Below are 21,063 nucleotides of genomic sequence, written 5' to 3'. Positions count from 1 at the left end.
AGTTTTTATTAAATTTTAAACTGACTCGTATACAGATCAAAGTAAAAACCTTTATCTTCCATAAGAGATTCATGATTCCCTCTTTCCATAATACTTCCATCTTTTATAACAAGGATTTGATCTGCTTTTTCAATCGTTTTCAGTCGATGAGCGATTACAAAACTTGTTCGACCTTTCATTAAATTATTTAGTCCTTCTTGAATTTGCAATTCTGTTCTCGTATCAATATTTGATGTTGCTTCGTCGAGAATTAATATATCTGCATCTGCTAAAATCGCCCGCGCAATCGCAAGAAGTTGTTTTTGTCCTTGACTTAAATTCGATCCTTCTGAAGCAATTTTTGTTTCATATTGATTCGGTAAATGTTTAATAAAAGAATGTGCAGATGCTGCCTTAGCTGCATTGATTACTTCATCATCACTAGCATCTAATCGACCATAACGAATATTATCCATAATCGTCCCAGCAAATAAGTACGTATCTTGTAAAACTACTCCTATTTTACTTCGCAACGAATTAATATCATAATCTTTTATATCTTTTCCATCGATATGAATTTGCCCTTGCTGTATATCGTAAAAGCGAGTTAGCAAATTAATGATTGTTGTTTTGCCCGATCCAGTTGGACCAACTAAAGCAATTGTCTCCCCTGGCTGTGCCTTAAGACTCACTTCTTTTAAAATCGTTTTATTTTCCTCATAACCAAATGAAACATTCTCGAGTGCAACATGCCCTTGTAAATTTTGTACAATGCATGCATCTTTTTTATTTTGAATTTCTGGTACTTCATCCATAATTTCAAAGACACGTTCTCCACCAGCAACTGCCGCTTGAATTGTATTCATTAAAGTGGCGAATTGACTTAGTGGTCTTGAGAATTGACGAGAATAATTAATAAAAGCCGCAATGACACCTACTGTTGTCATTCCATTTAAAACCATAACTGAACCAGCCCCAATTACAAGCCCCATACCTAAGTTATTTATAAAGTTCATACTTGGAAAAATAAAAGCTGAAAATGTATCCGCCTTCGTAGCTGAAACTCTTAATTGTTCATTAATTTTATTGAAAGTTTGTACGGTTTCTTTTTCTTTCCCATATAACGTTGTAACATCCGCTCCTGTTATAGCTTCCTCAATAAAACCATTTAATTCTCCTAAATCTCGTTGACGCTTTGCAAAGTTTTTACCACTATAAGTAACTAGTTTTTTTGTAACGAAAAACATAATAGGTACTGTAATTAAAGTAACAATCGCTAAAATCCAATCTAATGCGAACATCGCAATCGTTACACCTATAAAGGTTAATGCTGATGAAATAATTTGTACAACACTTTGCGTCAACGCTTGATTCAAATTATCTATATCATTTGTAACACGGCTCATTAAATCCCCTTGAGAACGTACATCAAAGAACCGTAAAGAAAGCGTTTGGATTTTCTCAAAAATATCTTGTCGTATTTTTTGTATTGTTTTTAATGCAACGTTAACCATGACAAATGTTTGTAGCCAAGTTAACAATACTGTTACACCGTAAATCGCGATAAGTAACAAACACATTCTCGCCGTACCGTTTAAATCTTTCGGTACAATATATTGATCTATAATTACTCCCATTAAATAAGGACCTAATAACCCAAGTAACGTCGTAACAAATACTAAAAATATAACGAACGTAAGAGCAGCCTTTTGATACCCCATATAGTTCCATACTCGCAATACAGTTCCTTTAGTGTTTCTAGCTTCACCCATTTTAGGCGCGTTACGCCCACCTTTATTAGCAAATTGCCCTTGAAAATTACGCATGTTCTTTCCCACCTTCTTTATGTAAATTGCCACCTTGGGAAAGATAAATTTCTTGATATACCTCACATTGTTCTAACAATTCTTCATGTGTACCATCACCAACTAATTCACCGTTATCTAAAACGAGAATTTTATCAGCATCTATTATAGATGAGATTTTAGAGGCGATTAATAATGTTGTTGTTCCTTTATATTCTGTTCTTAATGCCGATTGAATGTTAGATTCTGATTTCGCATCAACTGCTGATGTAGAATCATCTAATATAAGAATGGATGGCTTTCTCACAAGTGCCCTTGCAATTGATACACGTTGTTTTTGTCCACCTGATAAATTCGTCGCCCCTTGTGTTAAATGATATTGATATGAATCTTCCAACTTGTTAATAAACTCAGTCGCACAAGCTGATGAAGCCGCTACTTCCAGTTCGTCATTCGTTGCATCTTCTTTACCATAACGTAAGTTCTCTTCTATGCTACCTGAAAACAATAATGCCTTTTGAGGTACAAACCCGATTGAAGCACGAAGTTTTTGTAAATCGTATGCTCTAACATTTATTCCATCAATGCATACTTCCCCTTGATCAACATCGTATAAACGCGGTAACAGTTTTGCTAAAGTAGATTTACCACTTCCTGTAGAACCGATAATTCCTACTTTTTCACCTTTACATATGTTAAATGAAATATCTTTTAAAACATATTCATTATTTTTCGTGTAACTATAACTAACATTTTTAAAGTCAATTTGTCCCTCGATTTGCTTAGGTGCAACCGCATTTGTTTCCGTCGTAATATCAACCTCAGTATTTAAAACTTGCTGTACACGATCCGCAGATGGAAATGCTCGCGCGATTTGCATAAATACCATACTTATAGACATAAGTGACATTAAAATAATATTCAAATAGTTTATAAACGCTAAAATAGCTCCTACTTGAAGCGTTCCATCAAATACTTTTTCTCCACCAATCCATAATGTTGCGACAATCCCGCCGCTTACAACTAACATAATGATTGGCATCATTATGGAAATAAGCTGCACCGCTCGAATATTTATCTTCGTTAAATTTGTATTAACATTTCCAAACTGAGTAATTTCATATTTTTGTCTTACATACGCTTTAATAACACGTACTCCAGATAAATTTTCTTGTAGCTTTGTATTCACTTTATCTAATGCTTCTTGCACTTTTTTGAACGTTCCGCTCGCTTTACTTGCAATGAATATAATCGCAAGTAATAAAATTGGAACAACCACAAGTAATATAGGAAATAACTCGCGTGCTGTTACAAAAACAATTATTATACTTCCGATAAATAACAAAGGACCACGAACAAGTACACGTAATGTCATCGTCATCGCCGATTGAATAGAAGTAATATCATTTGTCACAATCGTTAATAATTTCCCAGTTCCAAATGAATCACGATTTTCACTAGAAAATGTTTCTACTTTCGCAAATACATCTTTTCGTATGTCTGTAGCGAAATTAACAGCTGCTTTTGTAGAATACATCATACACCCAAGTCCTCCAACTAAACCGAGTGCTGCAGCTCCTATCATAAGAAGCCCCATTTTTATTACATAATTCAAATCACGATTTGCTATCCCTACATCAATAATATGTTGCATAATAGTCGGTTGAATTAAGTCCATCGCAACCTCAAGTACCATAAATAGTGGTCCAATAATCGCGAAGAACATGTATGGTTTTAAATAATGTAATAATTTGCGAAATGATTTCATACTTAATCTCCTTTTTCCTATGAAATTACCACTTAATAATTCATACCCTCCTTACTTAAGCCATATAATTTTTGATTTTTCCAGTACTTCTATTATATTATGCAAATTAATATTTAACATTATTAAATGATAAGCATTAATGACTTTCCGGTCAATAAATGTGCTTTATATTACGCAAATAGAAAAACCGTATTCTTAAGTAGAAAGAATACGGTTTTTCATCTATATCTCTTCCATTGTAAAATCTAAAAACTCAGTCTCAAATCCATTGTTTTTAGAAGGACTACACGTGTAAAAACCTATTTTAACAGGCGCATTCCCTATATCCTCTATCAAATGAGCAATTCTTATTTGTTCCCATTGACAGCTATTTTTTACATATATTATATAATCGCCACGTTTACGAACAATTCGAAAATGAAGTTGTTGGGTAGCTAATTCTGTTGGAAAGTCTTGTGTTGACCAATCAGAATATCCATTATTCGTTACGACAGCTCCTAAATGAGAAGGGCCATCTGGAATATACTCTAATGAAGTTTTCAACCAACACTTTTCCGAAATCATAACAAAAAGACCTGCTTGATCGTATTTTGAATTTGGATCCATACACAATTGAACTTCAGCTTGAAAGTCTGTCATCATTTCATTATAAAATACATGACCATTCATTACTTCAAAACCATAATGTGTTTTAAGCCAGAAATCTGTTTCTGCTTTCGAACGGACAATAAACGACCGGTTGTCATTAATTTTATAATATTCAGGGACATTCATTATAGTGAGCTGCTCAATATGTTTAGGTATATACGATATATTCATAGTTCCTCCATAATAAAGCCTTTATACAAACATTTAAAACTCCGCTAATACAGGGAATTTATAACCTTTAAAATCTAACTCTTTATTACTTCGAACCATTAAATACTTATTAGACTGTAATTCTGTAAATTGTACATCCTCAATCCCTAATTGATCTGGTGAGAAGTAAAATTCGATTTCTGTAAATCTTTCAGCGATTTCTCCGCATATTTCATCTAAAACTGGAATTACTGGTGCAAATATTCCATATAATTTCAACTTTTCATTATCTACTTCATACACAATTAGAGCATCTAGTTTCTCTGAATAATACAATTTCTCATTCCATCCCGAATCATACATATTCAAATAAAACGAAGGACGGAAGTTTAATGTTGAAAAATTATTTGAAAGTCTTTGGCTACTATCAATAGTTTCATGTATTAACTTTCTATCCTCTTCCATATAATAATCTAATTTTCTAAGTAAGGAGTCATTATTATTCTTTTTATCATATAGAATAGTCATCAAATACTCCTGCACAACTTTAAACCCAAATGATGCATATAGTTCAGGTTTTTCCGTAAATAATAATGTACATTCACATTTCTTATCAATTTCTTCTATCATCTTACTTATTAATTGTGTCATGAGTCCTTGTCTACGAAAATCAGGGTGAGTCATTACCGTTTGAATGCCGGCTGCATTTATTCTTTCACCATTTACTAGCAATGGTAGCGAAAATACCGCAACATTTGCAATCGCTTTATCGTCATGTAAAAATGATAAAGCTTTGTATGTATCATCCCAATAACCTCTCTCTGAAAAATCATTCAATGTTTGAATTGTAATTCCAAACACTTCTTCAAATAAAGGAAATAACTGCTCTCTTTTTGGTTCTTCTAAAAGAAATTTTTCAAAAATTTCAACATTCCCCATGTTGTCCCTCCATACGTTAATTCCATCAAATTAGATTTAGTTATATAACCTGCTCTTAATGTAATAGGTCTTACCAATCAATATACTATCATAAAATATAAAAAAAGAGTCTAATTAATTTTATGTTTTGATTATTCGAAAATAAGTCGAATAAAACAATATTAAGATTTTTGAATATTAATAAGTTTATTATATAAAAATAGTGCTTTCTACTTCGTTTTTACTCATAGAAATGCACCATTTATAAAAAAATATTTTTTATTATTTTTTTCCTTCTAGTCTCTCCCTCGTATTAATTTCTTCTCCTCTCATTCGCTTTTCAAATGTATTTCTCCAACTTGTAGAAAGTGCATGTACTTCTAAGATCCTTTTTAGCCCTTCCATATTTTGTTTTTCCTTATGCATAATACGATTAGCAAATGCTACTGTAACACCTTTTGGATCAGACTTTATTAACTTTAACGTATCAACAGGTGATACCCATCCTTCTTTTAATACACGAAAATAAAATCCTGTATATCCTGTTTCTTGAAAATAAAGTGGTAACTTTGGAATATTGTATTTCTTAGCTAATTTAAAACAAGGTTGTCTTGGCTGTGTTACTTGTACAATTGCTTCTCCAATTTGAAATGTATCACCAATACAAACATCCTCTTCACCCAGACGATTAATTGTTATATTTTCTCCGAATGCTCCATATACAAGGGCTTGATTCAACTCTTTTTCCCAGTATCTATAATGTTCTCCAGAATACACACAAACTGCTTTATCTACTCCACCATGATGAACTAAGTCCGCTTGCCCATCTCCATTAAATTTTAAAAAGGATAAAAACACCGGTTCCCTTACTTGCTTCTTATTTATACCTGTATGAATTACCTTTCCGCCGTATGTAACCTCTTTTGGTAACCCTATATTTAAAGATAGTACCTCATATACTTTATTCATCTTAATCGCTCCTCTTACTTACCCTACAATTTTTCAATAGATTAATTTATACTTTCAAACTCTCTGTCTATTTTTCATTTAAAATGACAAAAGGTCAGCAAATGTAATAACCACTCAAATATCCTTGCTCCGATACTTATCTATCCTTACTTCAAAACTTTTCAATCCCTCTCTAATAAAGTGATTATAAGCTCAACAAAATCATTGTTCAATCCAATTATTTATATAATAATGATAGGTATAACCTATCATTAAACTTGAGGTGATTCCAATCGAATTAAGACAACTTGAATATTTTTTAGCTGTTTCAAAAGAATTGCATTTCACAAAAGCAGCTGAGAAACTAAATATTTCACAACCTTCTCTAAGTCAGCAAATACGTGCATTAGAACATGAAGTAGGAATGCCGCTTTTTGATCGCATTGGTAAAAAAATATCTTTAACTGATGCAGGAAGGATTTTATTATTACATAGTAAAACCATTTTTCATGAAGTCGAACAAGCTCGTTCTGCAATTCAAGATCTAAACGGATTACAGCAAGATTCCTTAACAATAGGCTCTTTGTTAACCGTCGTAAATTATTTACTACCACCAGCTATATTAAATTTTAATCATTCATATCCCAATATAGAGCTTTCTGTATTAGGGCTTCGTACAGGAGATATTCGTGAAAAATTATTACAAAACGAACTAGATATTGGCATTACATTTCTCCCGGTGCAAGATAAGGAGATTATTTCTATCCCTCTATACAAAAGTGAACTTACATTAGTCGTACCAACCGATCATCAATTAGCTGAACGTAATCATGTATCTATTGCTGAATTACAGAACTACCCTTTAATTCTTTTACCTAAAAATTTCTTTTTAACCGAACTAATTACATCTCATTGTCAAAAATTTAACTTTAAACCAAAACCAATTTTAGAAATTAGTACGATGGAATCTTTAATCCAAATGGTTTCAAAAGAAATGGGAATTACAGTGTTACCAAAACCGTATATAGACTTTTTACAAAATAAAAACATTCAAGCAATTAAAATAGAAAATCCTACCCCAACAATAGAAATTGGGCTTATTTATAGAAAAGATAAATATATGTGTGCTGCAACTCGAGAATTTATTGAACAACTAAAAAGAACAGTACGTTCTTTACAAAGCTAAACGAACAAAAGAGATTATCCTATAAAACCGTTTCACAACGCTCTAGTAGGATAATCTCTTTTCAAAACAAAATACAACATAACTTTTAAACTCAAATAAATTTCAATGTACCTTTTTAGATATTGGAATATATTTCGTAAAATATGCCCCGACTAGTAATAAAACAATTGAAATTAACCAAATAAAAATACCGCCAAAGTTAAACCAATATGCAAGCAAATTTAAGATTGCTAGTGTAAAGAAACAAATTGAAGTTAACGCACTCTTCAATCCTTTTACCCCTGCTTTTTTTCTTTTTTCATAAGTAATATACATTGAAACGGCAACAAATAAGATAAGAACAATCGATAACATTACTTTTAGCAATGGCAATCCCTCCCGTACATACACCTTACTATTACCATTTTATCTCATTTATTCTTCTTGAATCAATTAATAGCATTCTTCTCTCCAAAAGTCAGTATACGTTTTATTATTAAATTTCACATTTACCTGAGAAAATGAAAGACTTCCTCCAACTTTCAATGAGTACCAGTCGTTGAATAGTGGAGATCCGAAGCAAATATTCATTATACGATTATGCAAATCAAATAAGACAGAATGCAAAGTTCCAAACCATTCTTCATAATTATGTACTGTCAGCCCAGTAGGATACTCTCTTTCTACTAATTCTTTTAAAGAATCCATGCTCACTAGTTCATTTTGATTTAAATATTCATACAATATGTGATATCTGTTTGTGGATTGTTCTAATCTTCTATTATTCAATTTTTGAATAGGTAAACTAATCGCATGGTTTGTTGATACGATAAAATCATGGCTTTCCTCATCAATTGTGGTTATTGATTTATATCCGTCAAATATTTCAATACGCGCTGCGTCTAAAGGATCTGCTACAATTAGATTAATATTACTTGCAATTGGCATTTCATCAACTAGTGATATCGCCTCCTGCACATTTTTACATTTCTCCAATAATACTCGAATTACCGCAAAGCATTGTAAACCACTTAACACTGGCTTTCGTAAGCCTTCAATATTTCCTACTGGTTGACCACATGCTGAAAATGTAACAGATAACCCATGCTCGTTAACTCCTTCTGTTCGACCGAAATAAAAAGTAGAAAAGCCACTATGTACATATGCACCTTCAACATGTGTTGAGCAAAAACGCATATCATCTATTTTGGGTGACAAATCATAATTTCTTAATACATATGTGTGCTTTGAATCTGTCTTTTTAGGTAATACGACACAATGACTACATCCTGCTTTTAATAGTGTTTGATAATAATACATCAGATTTCTAGCAGGAATTTTCAACACTTCACAAAACCCTTCAATTTCTTCATTAATTCCTGGACAATATTGATTTAATATATTTCTAGATTCTGTCCAATAATTATCTGATACTAAATGTTCTTGCTGTATAAATTGTGGAATGAGATACGGATGATTTTTCACAAACTCTCCTTGTTGCTTTCCAATATCATAATGACTTCCTTTTAATGATGAAAAGTACCCCTTAACTTGGTACATCTAAATCCCCCCTTACATCTAATTTATCCATATCATACCAAATGAATTTTATTCATTCTTGATGTTTTTTACTGTCTTTCAAATCAAATTTGGCTGGAATAAAGAAAACAATTATAAAATAAAAATTAGGAAACTGTAATCATTAACAGTTTCCTAATTTACCTATACTATATTATCCCCTCTTCCACCAACGTTTCTGCAATTTGAACCGAGTTCCAAGCGGCCCCTTTTAATAAATTATCGGAAACAATCCAAAGATGGAATCCTTTTGGTGTATCAGGGTCTTTTCTAATTCTCCCGACAAATGTATCTATTTTCCCTTCTGCATATAATGGCATTGGGTACAGCTGTTCACTAGGATTATCTTGCAGTACAACACCTGGTGCATCCAGCAACACTTCTCTTATTTCTGCAACAGTTGCTTCTTTTTCAAGTTCTATATAAACCGATTCTGAGTGCCCGGATACGACCGGAACACGCACACAAGTAGCTGCCATTTTCAAGTTTTGGTCCTCCAAAATTTTCTTCGTTTCTTGAATCATTTTTACTTCTTCAAATGTAAAATCATTATCTGTAAATATATCTACTTGAGGCAATACATTAAACGCAATCGGATAGTGTTTTTTATCTTTTTTCGCTGGCAGTATAGTACTCTTAACCTCTTCACCTTCAAGCATTGACTTTGCCTGTTCTTTTAATTCATGAATCGCATGAATTCCTGAACCTGACACAGCTTGGTATGTGGAAACAATAATTCGTTCCAATCCGAATACTTTTCGAATTGGTTGAAGTGCCGTCACCATCTGTAATGCTGAACAATTCGGAACTGCTATGATACCGTTATGCTCCTTTAAAGTGTGCGCATTTACTTCTGGAACAACGAGTGGTACATCGTGCGCCATTCGGTATTCACTTGTGTTATCAATTACGATGGCACCACTAGTGACTGCGTGATTAACAAATTGTCTAGACACTTCTCCTCCAGCGCTAAAAAAGGCAATATCTACACCTTCAAAGCTAGTTGCTTTTGCCTCTTGTATCATTATCTCTCGTCCTTTAAATTGCACTAACTTGCCAGCGGATCGTTTTGACGAAAGCAATGTAACTTCAACTATATTAAATTTAGTTTCTTTTTCTAACAGTTCAATAATTTTCTGTCCTACTGCACCTGTAGCACCAACTACAGCTACATGATAGCCCTTTTTGATCATCATTTCTCCTCCAATATAACTTAAATGAATATTTCTGTAATTTCATTTTATAAAGAATTTAATCATTTGGAAAATTGAAATATGTGATATAATCATTCACAAATCATGATAATAAAAGAGGGATAGCTTATGGAAATGAGACATGTTAAAACATTTTGTGCCATCGTTAAGTATGGTAGTTTTTCTAAAGCTGCTCATGCGTTAGGTTATGCGCAATCTACTGTAACAGCGCATATGAAAGCATTAGAAAACGATTTACGTCTCCCTCTATTCGATCGATTAGGGAGAAAAGTACTTCTTACAAAAGCAGGTCATCAATTTCATCCTTATGCTCTAGAATTACTAGCTATTTATGAAAAAGCGCAAGAAATCCCTCAAAATAGTGATGATTTAGAGGGAACTTTAACGATTACATCTAACGAATCATTAGCAGTGTACCGATTACCACAATTATTACGTATGTACAAACAGGAGAATCCGAAAGTAAATATCGTACTGGAAACAACTACAAACGAACAAGCAATGAATAAGCTACGTGAAGGAGAAACAGATGTTATTTTCATAATTGGAGAAAGTATGGAACATAATGATTTTATTACGCGTACTTTTTGTAATGAAGCATTTGGATGGATTTTACCTCCCCATCACTCTACACACTCTAATCCATTTTGTTTACTAAATGATACTCAATTTATCTTTACAGAACAAAGCTGCGGCTATAGACCGATGGTAGATCGGTTTTTACGTCAAAGCGGAAATATTCCAGCTAAAACATTTGAAACTTCCAACGTTGAAGTCATTAAACAATCTGTGATGTGTGAGTTAGGAATTTCAATTCTTCCTTACATTGTTGTACAAGAAAGTTGTCAAAAAGAACAACTCTGTTTTCAGCCTATCGAAACTTCAACAGTTATTCAAAGCCATGTAATCTATCATAAATCTAGATGGATTTCACCCGTTTTACAATCGTTTCTTTCCTTACTAGAGCGAGACTAAAAGGTGCACAAAAAAAGAGTAACTGCCTAATAAGCACTTACTCTCTTCCAATATTATCTTATTTATTAGTCTGTCCCCCATCTGCAATTAATTTACTACCTGAATATGTACCTTTTTGCATAAACAATTGATTAATTAACTCTTTTTGTTCCGCTTCTGACATTATTCCTTTTCCTTCGCCTAAATTCCCGCTTTGTAATTTCCAAATCTTGTTGTGATCTGCGTCCATCTTTTCATATTTCCCTTGTTTCCATCTCTCTAAAATATCTGCATATGTATTTCCTTGTACTAGATCATTACTCTTTACAATATCAAGTAAACTTTCAATGCGTTCTTGTGTAATAAAAATATAGCCCCACTTTTGATCAGCTTTCGTTTTTTGATGTGCCATTTCATGTAATGCTGTCTGTATGTTCTCATCTGTCCATTTAAAATTTTTATTAAAACCGCTATTTGGTAATGAATGATTGCCATTTTCTAAAAGCTTTGCATCTTCAGCTTTTACATTACTATCAGCTAGTACTTCTGCTGCCGGAGCAGCTGGTGATGCCTTTTTCGCAGCTGGTTTACTATTATTTAGATAATACAGCATACCATATGTTACACCTACGCCGATTACCGCCATACCAGCTAAAATACCTATTATTTTAAAAAATGTTTTCATCTTGCTTGTTTCCTCCCACATATCCCATTCATATTTTCTATTTCTTGAACCACATATATATTTCCTTATATTATATTTCTTTTCTTTATCAATTGAAAGATTATTCTGTCAAAATATCCATCTTTTTCAAATGCAGATCCATCTCTAAGCATTTCGTTTTAATTTTATAAAAATATATGCTAGCCTACATATTAAGGAGATGAATAAATATGAGTTTATTGTATAGCGGTTTAACTTTTTTAAACTTTGACGATACATATTTATTACAAAATAAACTTCATTCTTATTCACATGAAGATATTGATTTTAGTCATTTAGAGCACACAAACCTGTATTGCGAGACTCCTTCTTTAAAGCGTATAAAACGGGAGTTATATCGTAGAAAGCAAAGAGGAATCACCTTTATCGGTTCTGGAAATTATCATTATGTATCTTATTTGCTACTAAAAGAAATAGATGAACCATTTAGCCTTATTTTATTTGATCATCACACTGACATAAACTTAAAAGAAGAAAATGAACATACTCTTATTTCTTGCGGGTCATGGGTATCGTTCGCACTTCAAAATAACCCAAAATTAAAGAAAGTAATTATTATCGGACCTTCTTCTTTAACCATTCATTCTAATGATTATTCATGCGTAGAAGTATTCCCGATAGATACAAATTATGAAGTATCTACACATACGATACTTTCGCATATTCATACAGATACTATATATGTAAGCATTGATAAAGATGTTTTAGATTCAAAAGTAACTATTACAAATTGGGATCAAGGACATATGAAACTTTCTGTACTATTAAAATGTTTACATGCTCTTATTAGGAATAATAATGTTTATGGTATCGATATTTGTGGTGAACTACCGGTTTATCCTTCTCAGCTCTTTCTAGCTAAATATGCAAATGCTATTAAGAAAAATGAAAAAGCAAACTTACAAATTTTAAAATCAATATATAATACATAAAAAAACAACGAGTACCTTATAAGGCACTCGTTGTTTTTATGCACGATGTTCTTTTAACCACTTCGTAATCGCATCTAACCTCGAAACATCAAAACGTCTCTCTTCACACACATTTAAACTGTTTAAACTTTTCACAATTTCTAATTCATTCGATTTTACATTTTTCGCATCAATCATTTTGCAATATCCGTCTGTAACAGCATTTAAATTTTCATAATAACGTTGAAACGATTTTGATATATGTAAATGTTTTTCAAAGTTTCTTCTTCTTTTTGTCTCGTCAGATTCTTTCCGTTTTCTAAGTTCTTCATCATTCGTATATAAATAAAAATATTGATCGGGAAAACCAATTTCCCTATGTATCAGCTTTTCTTTATAAAAGTTTTCTATTAAAGATAACGGCTGATTAAATATATCAAAATGGAAACACCAATTATAACTAAGTGGTTGATAAATGTCGCCATCAAGTATTACTAATTCATATTGCTCTGATTTCTGCGTTGCTATTTTCCAGCGCTCTACTTGTTTTTCAAAATACCAAGTTCTATGTTCGTTTTTTGGCCTTTCAAACAAAAAATTCACTTCAGGTATAATATACGCACCATAATTTTTTTCTAATTCACGACACGTGCTACTCTTACCAACCGCACTTGCTCCCTCAAACGCTATAATCCCCATAGTTTCTCCCACTTTCATTTACTTAAATCTCTTTGCTTTGCATTTTTTCCCCATAACTGTCCCCATAAAACAATTGAAGCGATAGAAAGCATGATTGTTGTAATGATACTCCCCTCAATACCGAACGAGCCCCCATGAAGGACTTCCGATCCTTTTGTTACAGGTTTAAAAAGTGGTGTAGAATACATTGCCATTCCACTTACTGCAAAACCATAAATATTAAACTGTGCCCAATTCCACAACGAATGCCACGCGCATATCCCCCAAAGACTACTGTCCTTTAAAGCGTAAAAAGCTGCAAATACACCAACTAATATTATATTCGATATTGAAAGAATTGTAATACCTGGATTTAGTAAATGAAGAAAACCAAATAAAAAAGAAGTTACAACAATCCCAATCCATATACGGCTTCTAACAGAAAGGACTGGAAATAACCAACCTCGAACAACAATTTCTTCTGTTGCACCTTGTATTAAAAAAGCAACTAAAGATCCCACAATTCCAATTATAGCGGTTGGCGTAATTTGTTGCATTTGTAGTTGTACATTTCCTGTAAATAAAAGTAGCATTACTGGTATTGAAATGAAAACAAAACCTATTAATGCACCTCTCAAATATTTTCTTATCCACTGATTTCTCCAAAAACCAATGGATGAAATTGATCTTTTCTCTACAAATCTAACCCATAAAAAAACAAAAAATACAGCTCCGCCAAACGTCAATATCATCTCAATATCACTATAAATTGCCTTCATTAAAAGTGTTTCTGCTTTCGGTAAAAATAACATAAATAACATGAACAATTCACCTAAAGTTAAAAATACAATTGCAAGTATAACAGCGAATATTGGATGAACTTTTTTTCTTCCTTCTTTAGCTGCTTCAATTATTTTAAATTGAGTAAATTGCAATATTCTCGCCTCCATAACAAATATATTAATACTATATATCGTTTCTATAATGCAAACTTTCAATAAAAATGTTCTCCGTTTATCATAAACCTAAATTTGGAATAATATATAAATAAAAGAGATGACTTTGTGCGTTTTACTATTATCACCAAGATTATTCACTGGTATTACCAGCACTTGCTATTTCCCACCATTTGTTGTAAGATAGTAATTAAGGTCAATTTAACACCATATTTCCTTTGCATATTATCAAGTATCAATCAGGATTATTTTGTACTCCTTATGGGTGTTTGATAATATGTGAACTTTTATTTTTCATTCAAATAAGGCCGATCATATTGTAATCTTTTTAAATTTTAGGAGGCATTACCATGACATTAACAGGTAAAGTAAAATGGTTTAACAGCGAAAAAGGTTTCGGTTTCATCGAAGTTGCAGACGGTAACGACGTATTCGTTCACTTCTCAGCTATCACTGGCGACGGCTTCAAGTCTCTTGACGAAGGTCAAGAAGTTAGCTTCGAAGTTGAAGACGGTAACCGTGGACCTCAAGCTAAAAACGTTGTAAAGCTATAATTCAAACAATAAAAAGGTTGTTACCAGCTCGGTTAACAACCTTTTTAATATATAACTAAAATTTTTTACATAAAAGGAGTGGTTATATGTATCGCAATCGAAAGAACGATGTAGCTGAAGTACCACCAGAACAAACCCCTGTCTGGGAATGTGAATCAGAGGATTGTTTAGGATGGATGAGAAAGAATTTTTCATTTGAAGAAGAGCCTAAATGCCCTTTATGTAAAAGTAGCATGAAAAGCGGAGAACGTTTATTACCTAAAATAGGTTAATTTTTACTTACCCCCTCTTTTATAAGAGGGGTTTTTTATTATAAATTTATATCCTCTACATCCGTTCGAACTATAGAATACAATAGTGCATCATGTTGCTTATTTCCTTGATGAATATAGCCACGTAATAACCCTTCCTTATGAAAGCCTATTTTAGATAACATTTTACAAGAAGTAACATTTTCAGGATATGTAATAGCTCCAATTCTAAATAAGCCTAAATCTCGAAATCCATAATGAATAATTTCTCGAGCCGCTTCTGACGCATAACCATTCCCCCAATAACGAGGATGTAAGTCATATCCAATTTCAGATCGTTTACTCCATAGTTGTAAATTATTTAATCCAATTGTACCCACTAAAGTATTTGTTTCTTTTAATACAATCCCCCATCGTATTGCCTTTTTCTCAAAGTAATTTTTTGAAAAAGATTCAATCATACGTGAAGCTTGTCCAAACTCCGTAAAAGAATTCATACCGTAATAACACGTTACTTCATCCAATGAAAAGATTTCATATATTTTTTGACAATAAGATTGTTCTATTTCAACTAAACGCAAACGTTCTGTTTCTAATATAGGAAACGCCACAGGATCACTCCTTTCTTTCTACTCATTCATTATAGCAGAAAAAGTATTTATAATTAGGAAAGTCCTCAATGTCCCATTTATCAAATATTTCTAGAGAAGCTTATCCTCTTAATTCAATACGAACTAAAAATAACCCTTCTTGCTTTTGCATGATTAGAAAAAATAAAGAGGTGATCAAAATACTATGATCACCTCTTTATGCTCTATTTATTTGCAACTAATGCCAAAGAGCTGTTGGTCTCCAGTTTACACTTAAAAAACCAGTTTCTCTAAGTAGTGTATCTTACTCATTAACAAAAGGATACAATCACATTCCCTACTCTTACCTTTATTTATAAAAATTAATTGTATTATTTTCATTTTCACCACTCCGTCTTATAATTTCGATTCCGTGCTCACTTTTCCCTTCTAAAACACACCCCTGATCCATACATTTATGGTAAAATGTAGTTAACGTTATGTTTTTCTGTGGAGGTGTAAATGTTCTATGTATATATTCATCGGCTTATCCCTCTTACTCATATTACTCATATTTTTATTTGCAAAAAAGTTCGCCCCAAATTCATTCATGATGACTAGTTTTAAAGGTAATAGCTTTATGACATTTTCAATCGGCATGTTAATCGCTTCCACTCTTTCGCTTTCATATGGAATCTATCACGCAGCAACCTATCAACCTAAACATTTAGATATCACGTTACAAAATCAAAACTTTACTGTTTTCGGTAATGTTGGGGAGCTTGGATATTTCTCAGAAGAGTTACTAAAAAAAGATACAGCAGTTGAATTACATTTTGCCTCTTGGGAAACAATTCAATTAAATAATCCAGAAATAATAGTAAAATACCCTTCAGGTAAACAAGAATCATGGAAACCGAACATAACATCACTTCCAGCCAATAAATTAAAAGAGAAACATGGCATAAAAGAGCTTTATCAACTCTCATCATATTCATTTAAAGAATCTGGGAACATAGCATTAACGATTACTGAGAATAATACAACTAATAAAAAAATCTCAATTCAAGTGAAATAAATAAAACGTCCCTCCAATATACTGGAGGGACATTTTATTTATATATGTATTCTATTTTGACTGTTTCTTTAATGTTGCAATTATTTCATTTGCAGTGTTCTTCCCATTTCCAATACACGCACCAATTCCGACACCGTAATATGAGGCTCCAGCTAAGTATACATTAGGATAAAGATCCGTCATTTTTTCTTGTAATATTTGAACAGCTTGATTATGTTCTAAATGATATTTCGGCATTAAATCTTTCCAATTTGTAACTTCAACTACTTCTGGTTTCCCTTTAATTCCCAGACTCTTTTCAATATCATATAAAGCGACTTGTGCCAATTCTTCTTCACTATAATTTTTAATCGTTGCATATACTGGATTTGTACTCTTATAAAACATTCTTACTAATAGCTTTTGTTTTCCCGATGTATGCTTCCACTTCCGGCTTGTCCATGTACACGCATCACAATGTAAATCACTGTTTTCCGTTACGATAAATCCTGTGCCGTCCGCCGGTAATTGTTCATCAAGTATATCAAATCCTAAGTAAATACTTATAAGAGATGAGTTTTTAAATGTATGAAACTGCTCGTTTAACTCATTAGACCGTAATAAAGTTTCTGCGATATCATGCGGAGCTGCTAAAACAACATAATCAGCTTGGATTGATTCATGATTTGCAAAGGAGATTTCATAGCGATCACCTTGTTTCCTTACAGCAGTCGTTACAGCGCCTTTCTTAACGACTGTCTCAGTCAGCATTTCTTCTAAACGATCAATAATCGTAGATAGTCCACCTTTAAATGATACGAACTTTTTGTTTCCTGCTGATTGAAACTGTTTTTTATTCTCTTCAAAACCTTTAATAATACTTCCATATTTATTTTTATAATCCAGTAAATACGGTAATGTCGATGCCATAGTAAGTTCATTCAATTTACCGGAATATACTCCTGAAAGCACCGGAGCAATTTGTCTTTCCACTAACTCTTTCCCTAAAAAGCTTTCTAAAAATACAGCAAGTGAAGTATCTTTTGTAAACTCTTTATTTTTCGTTATAAAATCTTTTAAAGCAACAATTTTCCCTTTCGTTGATACTAGCGTACTGCTAAACAATGACTCCACACTCATCGGTATCCCAAATATAGTGTCAGATGGAATTGGGTGTAAAGTATTATCAGAATGTATGTAAGAAATACCCGTTTCGTTATATACCATTTCTTCTTCTAAATTCAAATCTTTTACAAGCGGCATAACATGTTCATTACGAGTAACGATAGAATCCGCTCCTGATTCCATAATAAAATCCTTTTCTTCTACACTATGGATTTTACCACCTAAGTACTCTTCTTTTTCTACAAGGATTAAATTTAAATCGATATTATTATCCTTTTTTAATTTTTCTAAATAAAACATAGTAGAAAGTCCCGTTATACCTCCACCGATAACAACAACTGTTTTCATATGTACTGCGCTCCTAACCGATACAATTAATAATTCCTTTATTATTATACCCAAAAGTCCTTATATTCGACTAGCAGCTTGTGCATTCTGTAAGAAATTAGACAATATATTCGAATATATTTCTGGTTGATCGTTATGCACTAAATGACCAGCAAACGGAATAACAGCAATATAAATATTATCGTTTAATTGTTTGAACATTGTAGTAGCTGTAACTTCATCTTCTGCATCTCCCCCAGCAATACAAAGTGTAGGTATTTGAAGATTAGCTACATCACCTGTTTCATCAAATGGGTACCAATCTTTAACTTGCCACGATTCAAGTAATGCTTTCCAGTCACTTTTCTCATGAATTTCATTCATATACGTTATAACTTCTTTATTTTCCATCAATTCCTGATGACACTTTGCTTCATACTCCTGAGACTCTTCCCAATTTTCTCTCTTAACCGGAAAAATACCTGAAAAAGTTAATGTTCTCACTTTATCTGGATATTTTTTTGCAAATAATAAAGCGACTAATCCTCCTAGTGAAACACCAGCTATATGACATCTATCAATTTGTAAATGTACTAACGTATCATGTAAATCCTTTACAGATCGTAGGAAATAATTCTCCAACGTCCCCCCTGATCTTCCATGTCCTCTTAAATCAGGACGAATGATTTGATAGTTTTTTTCTCGAAAAAATGCTACCTGCTCTTCATACTCTACTAAACCTGTCATACCACCAGAGTGTAAAAGCATAATTGGTTCCCCTTCGCCTGAAATGTGCGTATGTAATATCATATATCTCCCTCCTTCAAAACAGAATATTCTATCTATTATCAGTATATAGAATATACATCTGAATTTCCAAATAAAAAAGAACTATAACATTTTCAAATCATGCCATAGTTCTTTTTATTTTAAAAACATAAAGTAATTAATCAATTTGTCTATTTCTTGACTTAATGCCAATACTTTTTCATGTTGAATTCCGTAATCCGATACTAAATATAAAAGTTCTTCTTTCTTTATTTCAATGACTTTTTCCAATTTCACTAATTCCATGTCGTTTTACTTCTCTCTCCAATACTAAAATATATGTATTTTAGTATTGCCTATTTACATAATTAGTAAAAGTAAAATAAGCATGTAAAATCTTACAAATAAAAAAATAATATACCTATCAACAAAAAATTTTAAATTTAACCCTTTATACAGATCATTAGACTTCATTATGTATTAATAACAAATCGGAATTTCTCTAATGTAATATCTTTATATTCTGGAGCTCTCTTTATATGATCAAAATAACTATATGAGAATTTAAAAACATGCCCGAAATCCCAATCAAACGCACTATAGTCTTTTAGCCAAAATTGATTTTCTGTTGGTAATACATAAGCACGTTTTGATTCGATTAAAGGTAAACGATCTATAGGTGAGTGCAAGTTAATTTCAGTATTCGGCATAAGATATTGACTAGCACGTAACACGTATACTAGTTTTAACAGTGGACGTATCCCTCGTTGGAATATATCTCTATGCCCTAAATCATACATAATATTAATTGCATGAGAAAAAGTAAGCAAATGACCAATTAAATCATGATGCGCTTCCGCTCTATAAATAATATTAAATTGCGAGAGCTCCTTTAAAATAAACTTAGATAATTGTTTCGGATTTTTGAATTCACTTTCTATCTCATCGTTTATACTTAATTGTTTTACTTCCTTCGTCGTAAAACCAATCCACGATCTACCAGGAATTGTTTTTCGAAACGATAATATAAGGTTAGTAATCCCCTCAATTGCTTGATTATTCCCCCATTTTTGTAACTCTTTCATAGCTAATAAACTTAATGCAGCATAAATGACATTATGCCCCACCCAATGAAGTTCATCAATTGTATGCTCCATTGATTTTATAATCAGTTTTTCAGCACTTTGAAAATCAATTTCTTTTTTACTATCGATGATTTCACCTAAGTTTTGATTGTTCAACATCATTTTTGTTTGAGAATACATACTACGATTTATCTCTTCTTCCATATTGTTATCTTTCATAAAAAAATAACTAGCAATTGCAGCTGCTCCGAAATGCGCATGCCAAATATCATTTGTTTGTTTTTTACACTGAGAAATAATTGAAAGACCCTCTCTTAAAACAGTTTTATTTTCCATCTATTTTTCCCCCGTAATAAAAATCACTTAATACTCATCCTAAAGATGGTGTCAATACAAATAAAATATGATTGGATTCATCACTTTTATTCAAAAAGCGATGTTTCACATTTGGCGGAATACGTACAACATCGCCTTCTTCTAAAAAATATTCTTTTCCTTCTAACTCCACATACACTTCTCCTTTCATAACAACAGCAATCTCTTCTTTATCTTCATGTGAATAGTGACTTTCCGTTGTGTTTGCTTGTTTATTTAAATCCATTATTAACATTTCAATTCGTGCTTTCATAAAATCCGGTGTTAATACATCATATACAATGTGATCATTGTTCTCCCGATACACTTTTTTTCGATCTTTTTTCTTAGAAATGAGTGAATCTGTATCAATCTCATTAATAAAAAGTGTAAATAGCGGCACATTTAATGCTTTCGCAATTAATTCCAATACACTTAAAGAAGGATTCGCATATCCTCGTTCAATTTGACTAATTAGTGAAGTACTAATTCCTGCATAATCAGCAAATTCACGAATTGTCATATTATTTTTCTTACGATAACTTAATACAGTTTGTCCGAGTCTATCATGTATCAT

23 protein-coding genes are annotated in these 21,063 nt (G+C 32.3%); 6 read left to right on the top strand and 17 right to left on the bottom strand.

Annotation, left to right across the window (positions count from 1 at the left end):
• Positions 1 to 8: 8 nt before the first annotated feature.
• The 5 genes from JDS99_RS21445 to JDS99_RS21425 all read right to left on the bottom strand — a co-directional run bounded on the left by JDS99_RS21445 (position 9) and on the right by JDS99_RS21425 (position 6,237).
• The gene (locus tag JDS99_RS21445; protein ID WP_098857073.1) at positions 9 to 1,805 is read right to left on the bottom strand and encodes an ABC transporter ATP-binding protein; all 1,797 of its coding nucleotides are present in this window, start codon (positions 1,803 to 1,805) and stop codon (positions 9 to 11) included.
• Positions 1,798 to 3,552 (bottom strand): ABC transporter ATP-binding protein, encoded by a 1,755-nt coding sequence (locus JDS99_RS21440; RefSeq protein ID WP_097906923.1) that lies wholly within the window; start codon positions 3,550 to 3,552, stop codon positions 1,798 to 1,800. Before JDS99_RS21440 ends, JDS99_RS21445 begins: the two co-directional genes overlap by 8 nt.
• Before the next feature lie 222 nt (positions 3,553 to 3,774).
• Positions 3,775 to 4,371, bottom strand: a complete 597-nt coding sequence (locus JDS99_RS21435; RefSeq protein WP_199695675.1) for a DUF1349 domain-containing protein — start codon at positions 4,369 to 4,371, stop codon at positions 3,775 to 3,777.
• 33 nt (positions 4,372 to 4,404) lie between these two features.
• Entirely contained in the window at positions 4,405 to 5,289 is an 885-nt protein-coding gene (locus JDS99_RS21430) for a GNAT family N-acetyltransferase (protein WP_199695674.1), read from the bottom strand.
• 261 nt (positions 5,290 to 5,550) lie between these two features.
• On the bottom strand, positions 5,551 to 6,237 hold the full coding sequence (locus tag JDS99_RS21425; RefSeq protein WP_199695673.1) for an MOSC domain-containing protein: 687 nt from the start codon (positions 6,235 to 6,237) through the stop codon (positions 5,551 to 5,553).
• A 262-nt stretch (positions 6,238 to 6,499) separates the two neighbouring features.
• On the opposite strand from JDS99_RS21425, the gene JDS99_RS21420 reads away from it, so the two are divergent.
• Complete coding sequence (locus tag JDS99_RS21420) at positions 6,500 to 7,402, top strand: LysR substrate-binding domain-containing protein (protein ID WP_199695672.1); 903 nt, start codon at positions 6,500 to 6,502, stop codon at positions 7,400 to 7,402.
• 102 nt (positions 7,403 to 7,504) lie between these two features.
• Here JDS99_RS21420 and JDS99_RS21415 read toward each other — a convergent pair whose 3' ends face one another.
• The 3 genes from JDS99_RS21415 to JDS99_RS21405 form a co-directional block, all read right to left on the bottom strand.
• Positions 7,505 to 7,768 carry a hypothetical protein gene (locus tag JDS99_RS21415; RefSeq protein ID WP_199695671.1) on the bottom strand — a complete coding sequence of 88 codons (264 nt, stop codon included), beginning with the start codon at positions 7,766 to 7,768 and terminating at the stop codon, positions 7,505 to 7,507.
• Between the two features lie 66 nt (positions 7,769 to 7,834).
• On the bottom strand, positions 7,835 to 8,941 hold the full coding sequence (locus JDS99_RS21410) for a C45 family autoproteolytic acyltransferase/hydrolase (protein ID WP_098857079.1): 1,107 nt from the start codon (positions 8,939 to 8,941) through the stop codon (positions 7,835 to 7,837).
• 167 nt (positions 8,942 to 9,108) lie between these two features.
• Positions 9,109 to 10,152 (bottom strand): aspartate-semialdehyde dehydrogenase, encoded by a 1,044-nt coding sequence (locus JDS99_RS21405; RefSeq protein WP_097906920.1) that lies wholly within the window; start codon positions 10,150 to 10,152, stop codon positions 9,109 to 9,111.
• 129 nt (positions 10,153 to 10,281) lie between these two features.
• On the opposite strand from JDS99_RS21405, the gene JDS99_RS21400 reads away from it, so the two are divergent.
• Positions 10,282 to 11,148, top strand: coding sequence for a LysR family transcriptional regulator (locus JDS99_RS21400; protein ID WP_098857080.1), 867 nt, complete (start codon positions 10,282 to 10,284; stop codon positions 11,146 to 11,148).
• Between the two features lie 58 nt (positions 11,149 to 11,206).
• Here the strand turns inward: JDS99_RS21400 and JDS99_RS21395 are convergent, their stop codons facing one another.
• The gene (locus JDS99_RS21395; protein ID WP_199695670.1) at positions 11,207 to 11,833 is read right to left on the bottom strand and encodes a PRK06770 family protein; all 627 of its coding nucleotides are present in this window, start codon (positions 11,831 to 11,833) and stop codon (positions 11,207 to 11,209) included.
• Between the two features lie 188 nt (positions 11,834 to 12,021).
• Here JDS99_RS21395 and JDS99_RS21390 point away from each other — a divergent pair, with 188 nt between their 5' ends.
• On the top strand, positions 12,022 to 12,783 hold the full coding sequence (locus tag JDS99_RS21390) for an arginase family protein (RefSeq protein WP_199695669.1): 762 nt from the start codon (positions 12,022 to 12,024) through the stop codon (positions 12,781 to 12,783).
• A gap of 36 nt (positions 12,784 to 12,819) precedes the next feature.
• Here the strand turns inward: JDS99_RS21390 and JDS99_RS21385 are convergent, their stop codons facing one another.
• A complete protein-coding gene (locus tag JDS99_RS21385; protein ID WP_199695677.1) occupies positions 12,820 to 13,461 on the bottom strand; it encodes an AAA family ATPase in 642 nt (213 codons plus the stop codon).
• 14 nt (positions 13,462 to 13,475) lie between these two features.
• Entirely contained in the window at positions 13,476 to 14,375 is a 900-nt protein-coding gene (locus JDS99_RS21380) for a CPBP family intramembrane glutamic endopeptidase (RefSeq protein ID WP_098857083.1), read from the bottom strand.
• Between the two features lie 371 nt (positions 14,376 to 14,746).
• Between JDS99_RS21380 and cspD the strand changes: the two genes are divergently transcribed.
• Both cspD and JDS99_RS21370 read left to right on the top strand, forming a co-directional pair.
• Positions 14,747 to 14,950, top strand: a complete 204-nt coding sequence (cspD, locus tag JDS99_RS21375; RefSeq protein ID WP_000176365.1) for a cold-shock protein CspD — start codon at positions 14,747 to 14,749, stop codon at positions 14,948 to 14,950.
• A gap of 86 nt (positions 14,951 to 15,036) precedes the next feature.
• A complete protein-coding gene (locus JDS99_RS21370) occupies positions 15,037 to 15,222 on the top strand; it encodes a cold-shock protein (protein ID WP_000286202.1) in 186 nt (61 codons plus the stop codon).
• Positions 15,223 to 15,260: 38 nt separating this feature from the next.
• On the opposite strand, the gene JDS99_RS21365 is transcribed toward JDS99_RS21370, so the two are convergent.
• The gene (locus JDS99_RS21365; RefSeq protein ID WP_046954301.1) at positions 15,261 to 15,812 is read right to left on the bottom strand and encodes a GNAT family N-acetyltransferase; all 552 of its coding nucleotides are present in this window, start codon (positions 15,810 to 15,812) and stop codon (positions 15,261 to 15,263) included.
• Positions 15,813 to 16,299: 487 nt separating this feature from the next.
• Between JDS99_RS21365 and JDS99_RS21360 the strand changes: the two genes are divergently transcribed.
• Positions 16,300 to 16,848, top strand: coding sequence for a hypothetical protein (locus JDS99_RS21360; protein WP_088081739.1), 549 nt, complete (start codon positions 16,300 to 16,302; stop codon positions 16,846 to 16,848).
• A gap of 51 nt (positions 16,849 to 16,899) precedes the next feature.
• Here JDS99_RS21360 and JDS99_RS21355 read toward each other — a convergent pair whose 3' ends face one another.
• The 5 genes from JDS99_RS21355 to JDS99_RS21335 form a co-directional block, all read right to left on the bottom strand.
• Entirely contained in the window at positions 16,900 to 18,300 is a 1,401-nt protein-coding gene (locus tag JDS99_RS21355) for a protoporphyrinogen oxidase (RefSeq protein ID WP_199695668.1), read from the bottom strand.
• 60 nt (positions 18,301 to 18,360) lie between these two features.
• Positions 18,361 to 19,089, bottom strand: a complete 729-nt coding sequence (locus JDS99_RS21350) for an alpha/beta fold hydrolase (RefSeq protein WP_097906917.1) — start codon at positions 19,087 to 19,089, stop codon at positions 18,361 to 18,363.
• 114 nt (positions 19,090 to 19,203) lie between these two features.
• Complete coding sequence (locus JDS99_RS21345; RefSeq protein ID WP_000424361.1) at positions 19,204 to 19,353, bottom strand: aspartyl-phosphate phosphatase Spo0E family protein; 150 nt, start codon at positions 19,351 to 19,353, stop codon at positions 19,204 to 19,206.
• Between the two features lie 167 nt (positions 19,354 to 19,520).
• A complete protein-coding gene (locus JDS99_RS21340) occupies positions 19,521 to 20,468 on the bottom strand; it encodes a hypothetical protein (RefSeq protein WP_088063336.1) in 948 nt (315 codons plus the stop codon).
• A 34-nt stretch (positions 20,469 to 20,502) separates the two neighbouring features.
• Positions 20,503 to 21,063: a helix-turn-helix domain-containing protein gene (locus JDS99_RS21335; RefSeq protein ID WP_000581036.1), complete on the bottom strand. Its 561-nt coding sequence runs from the start codon at positions 21,061 to 21,063 to the stop codon at positions 20,503 to 20,505.

Origin of the sequence: Bacillus cereus group sp. N6 (assembly GCF_016483705.1) — a bacterium.
GTDB lineage: Bacteria > Bacillota > Bacilli > Bacillales > Bacillaceae_G > Bacillus_A > Bacillus_A wiedmannii.
This window is presented reverse-complemented; position numbering and strand designations above follow the sequence as displayed.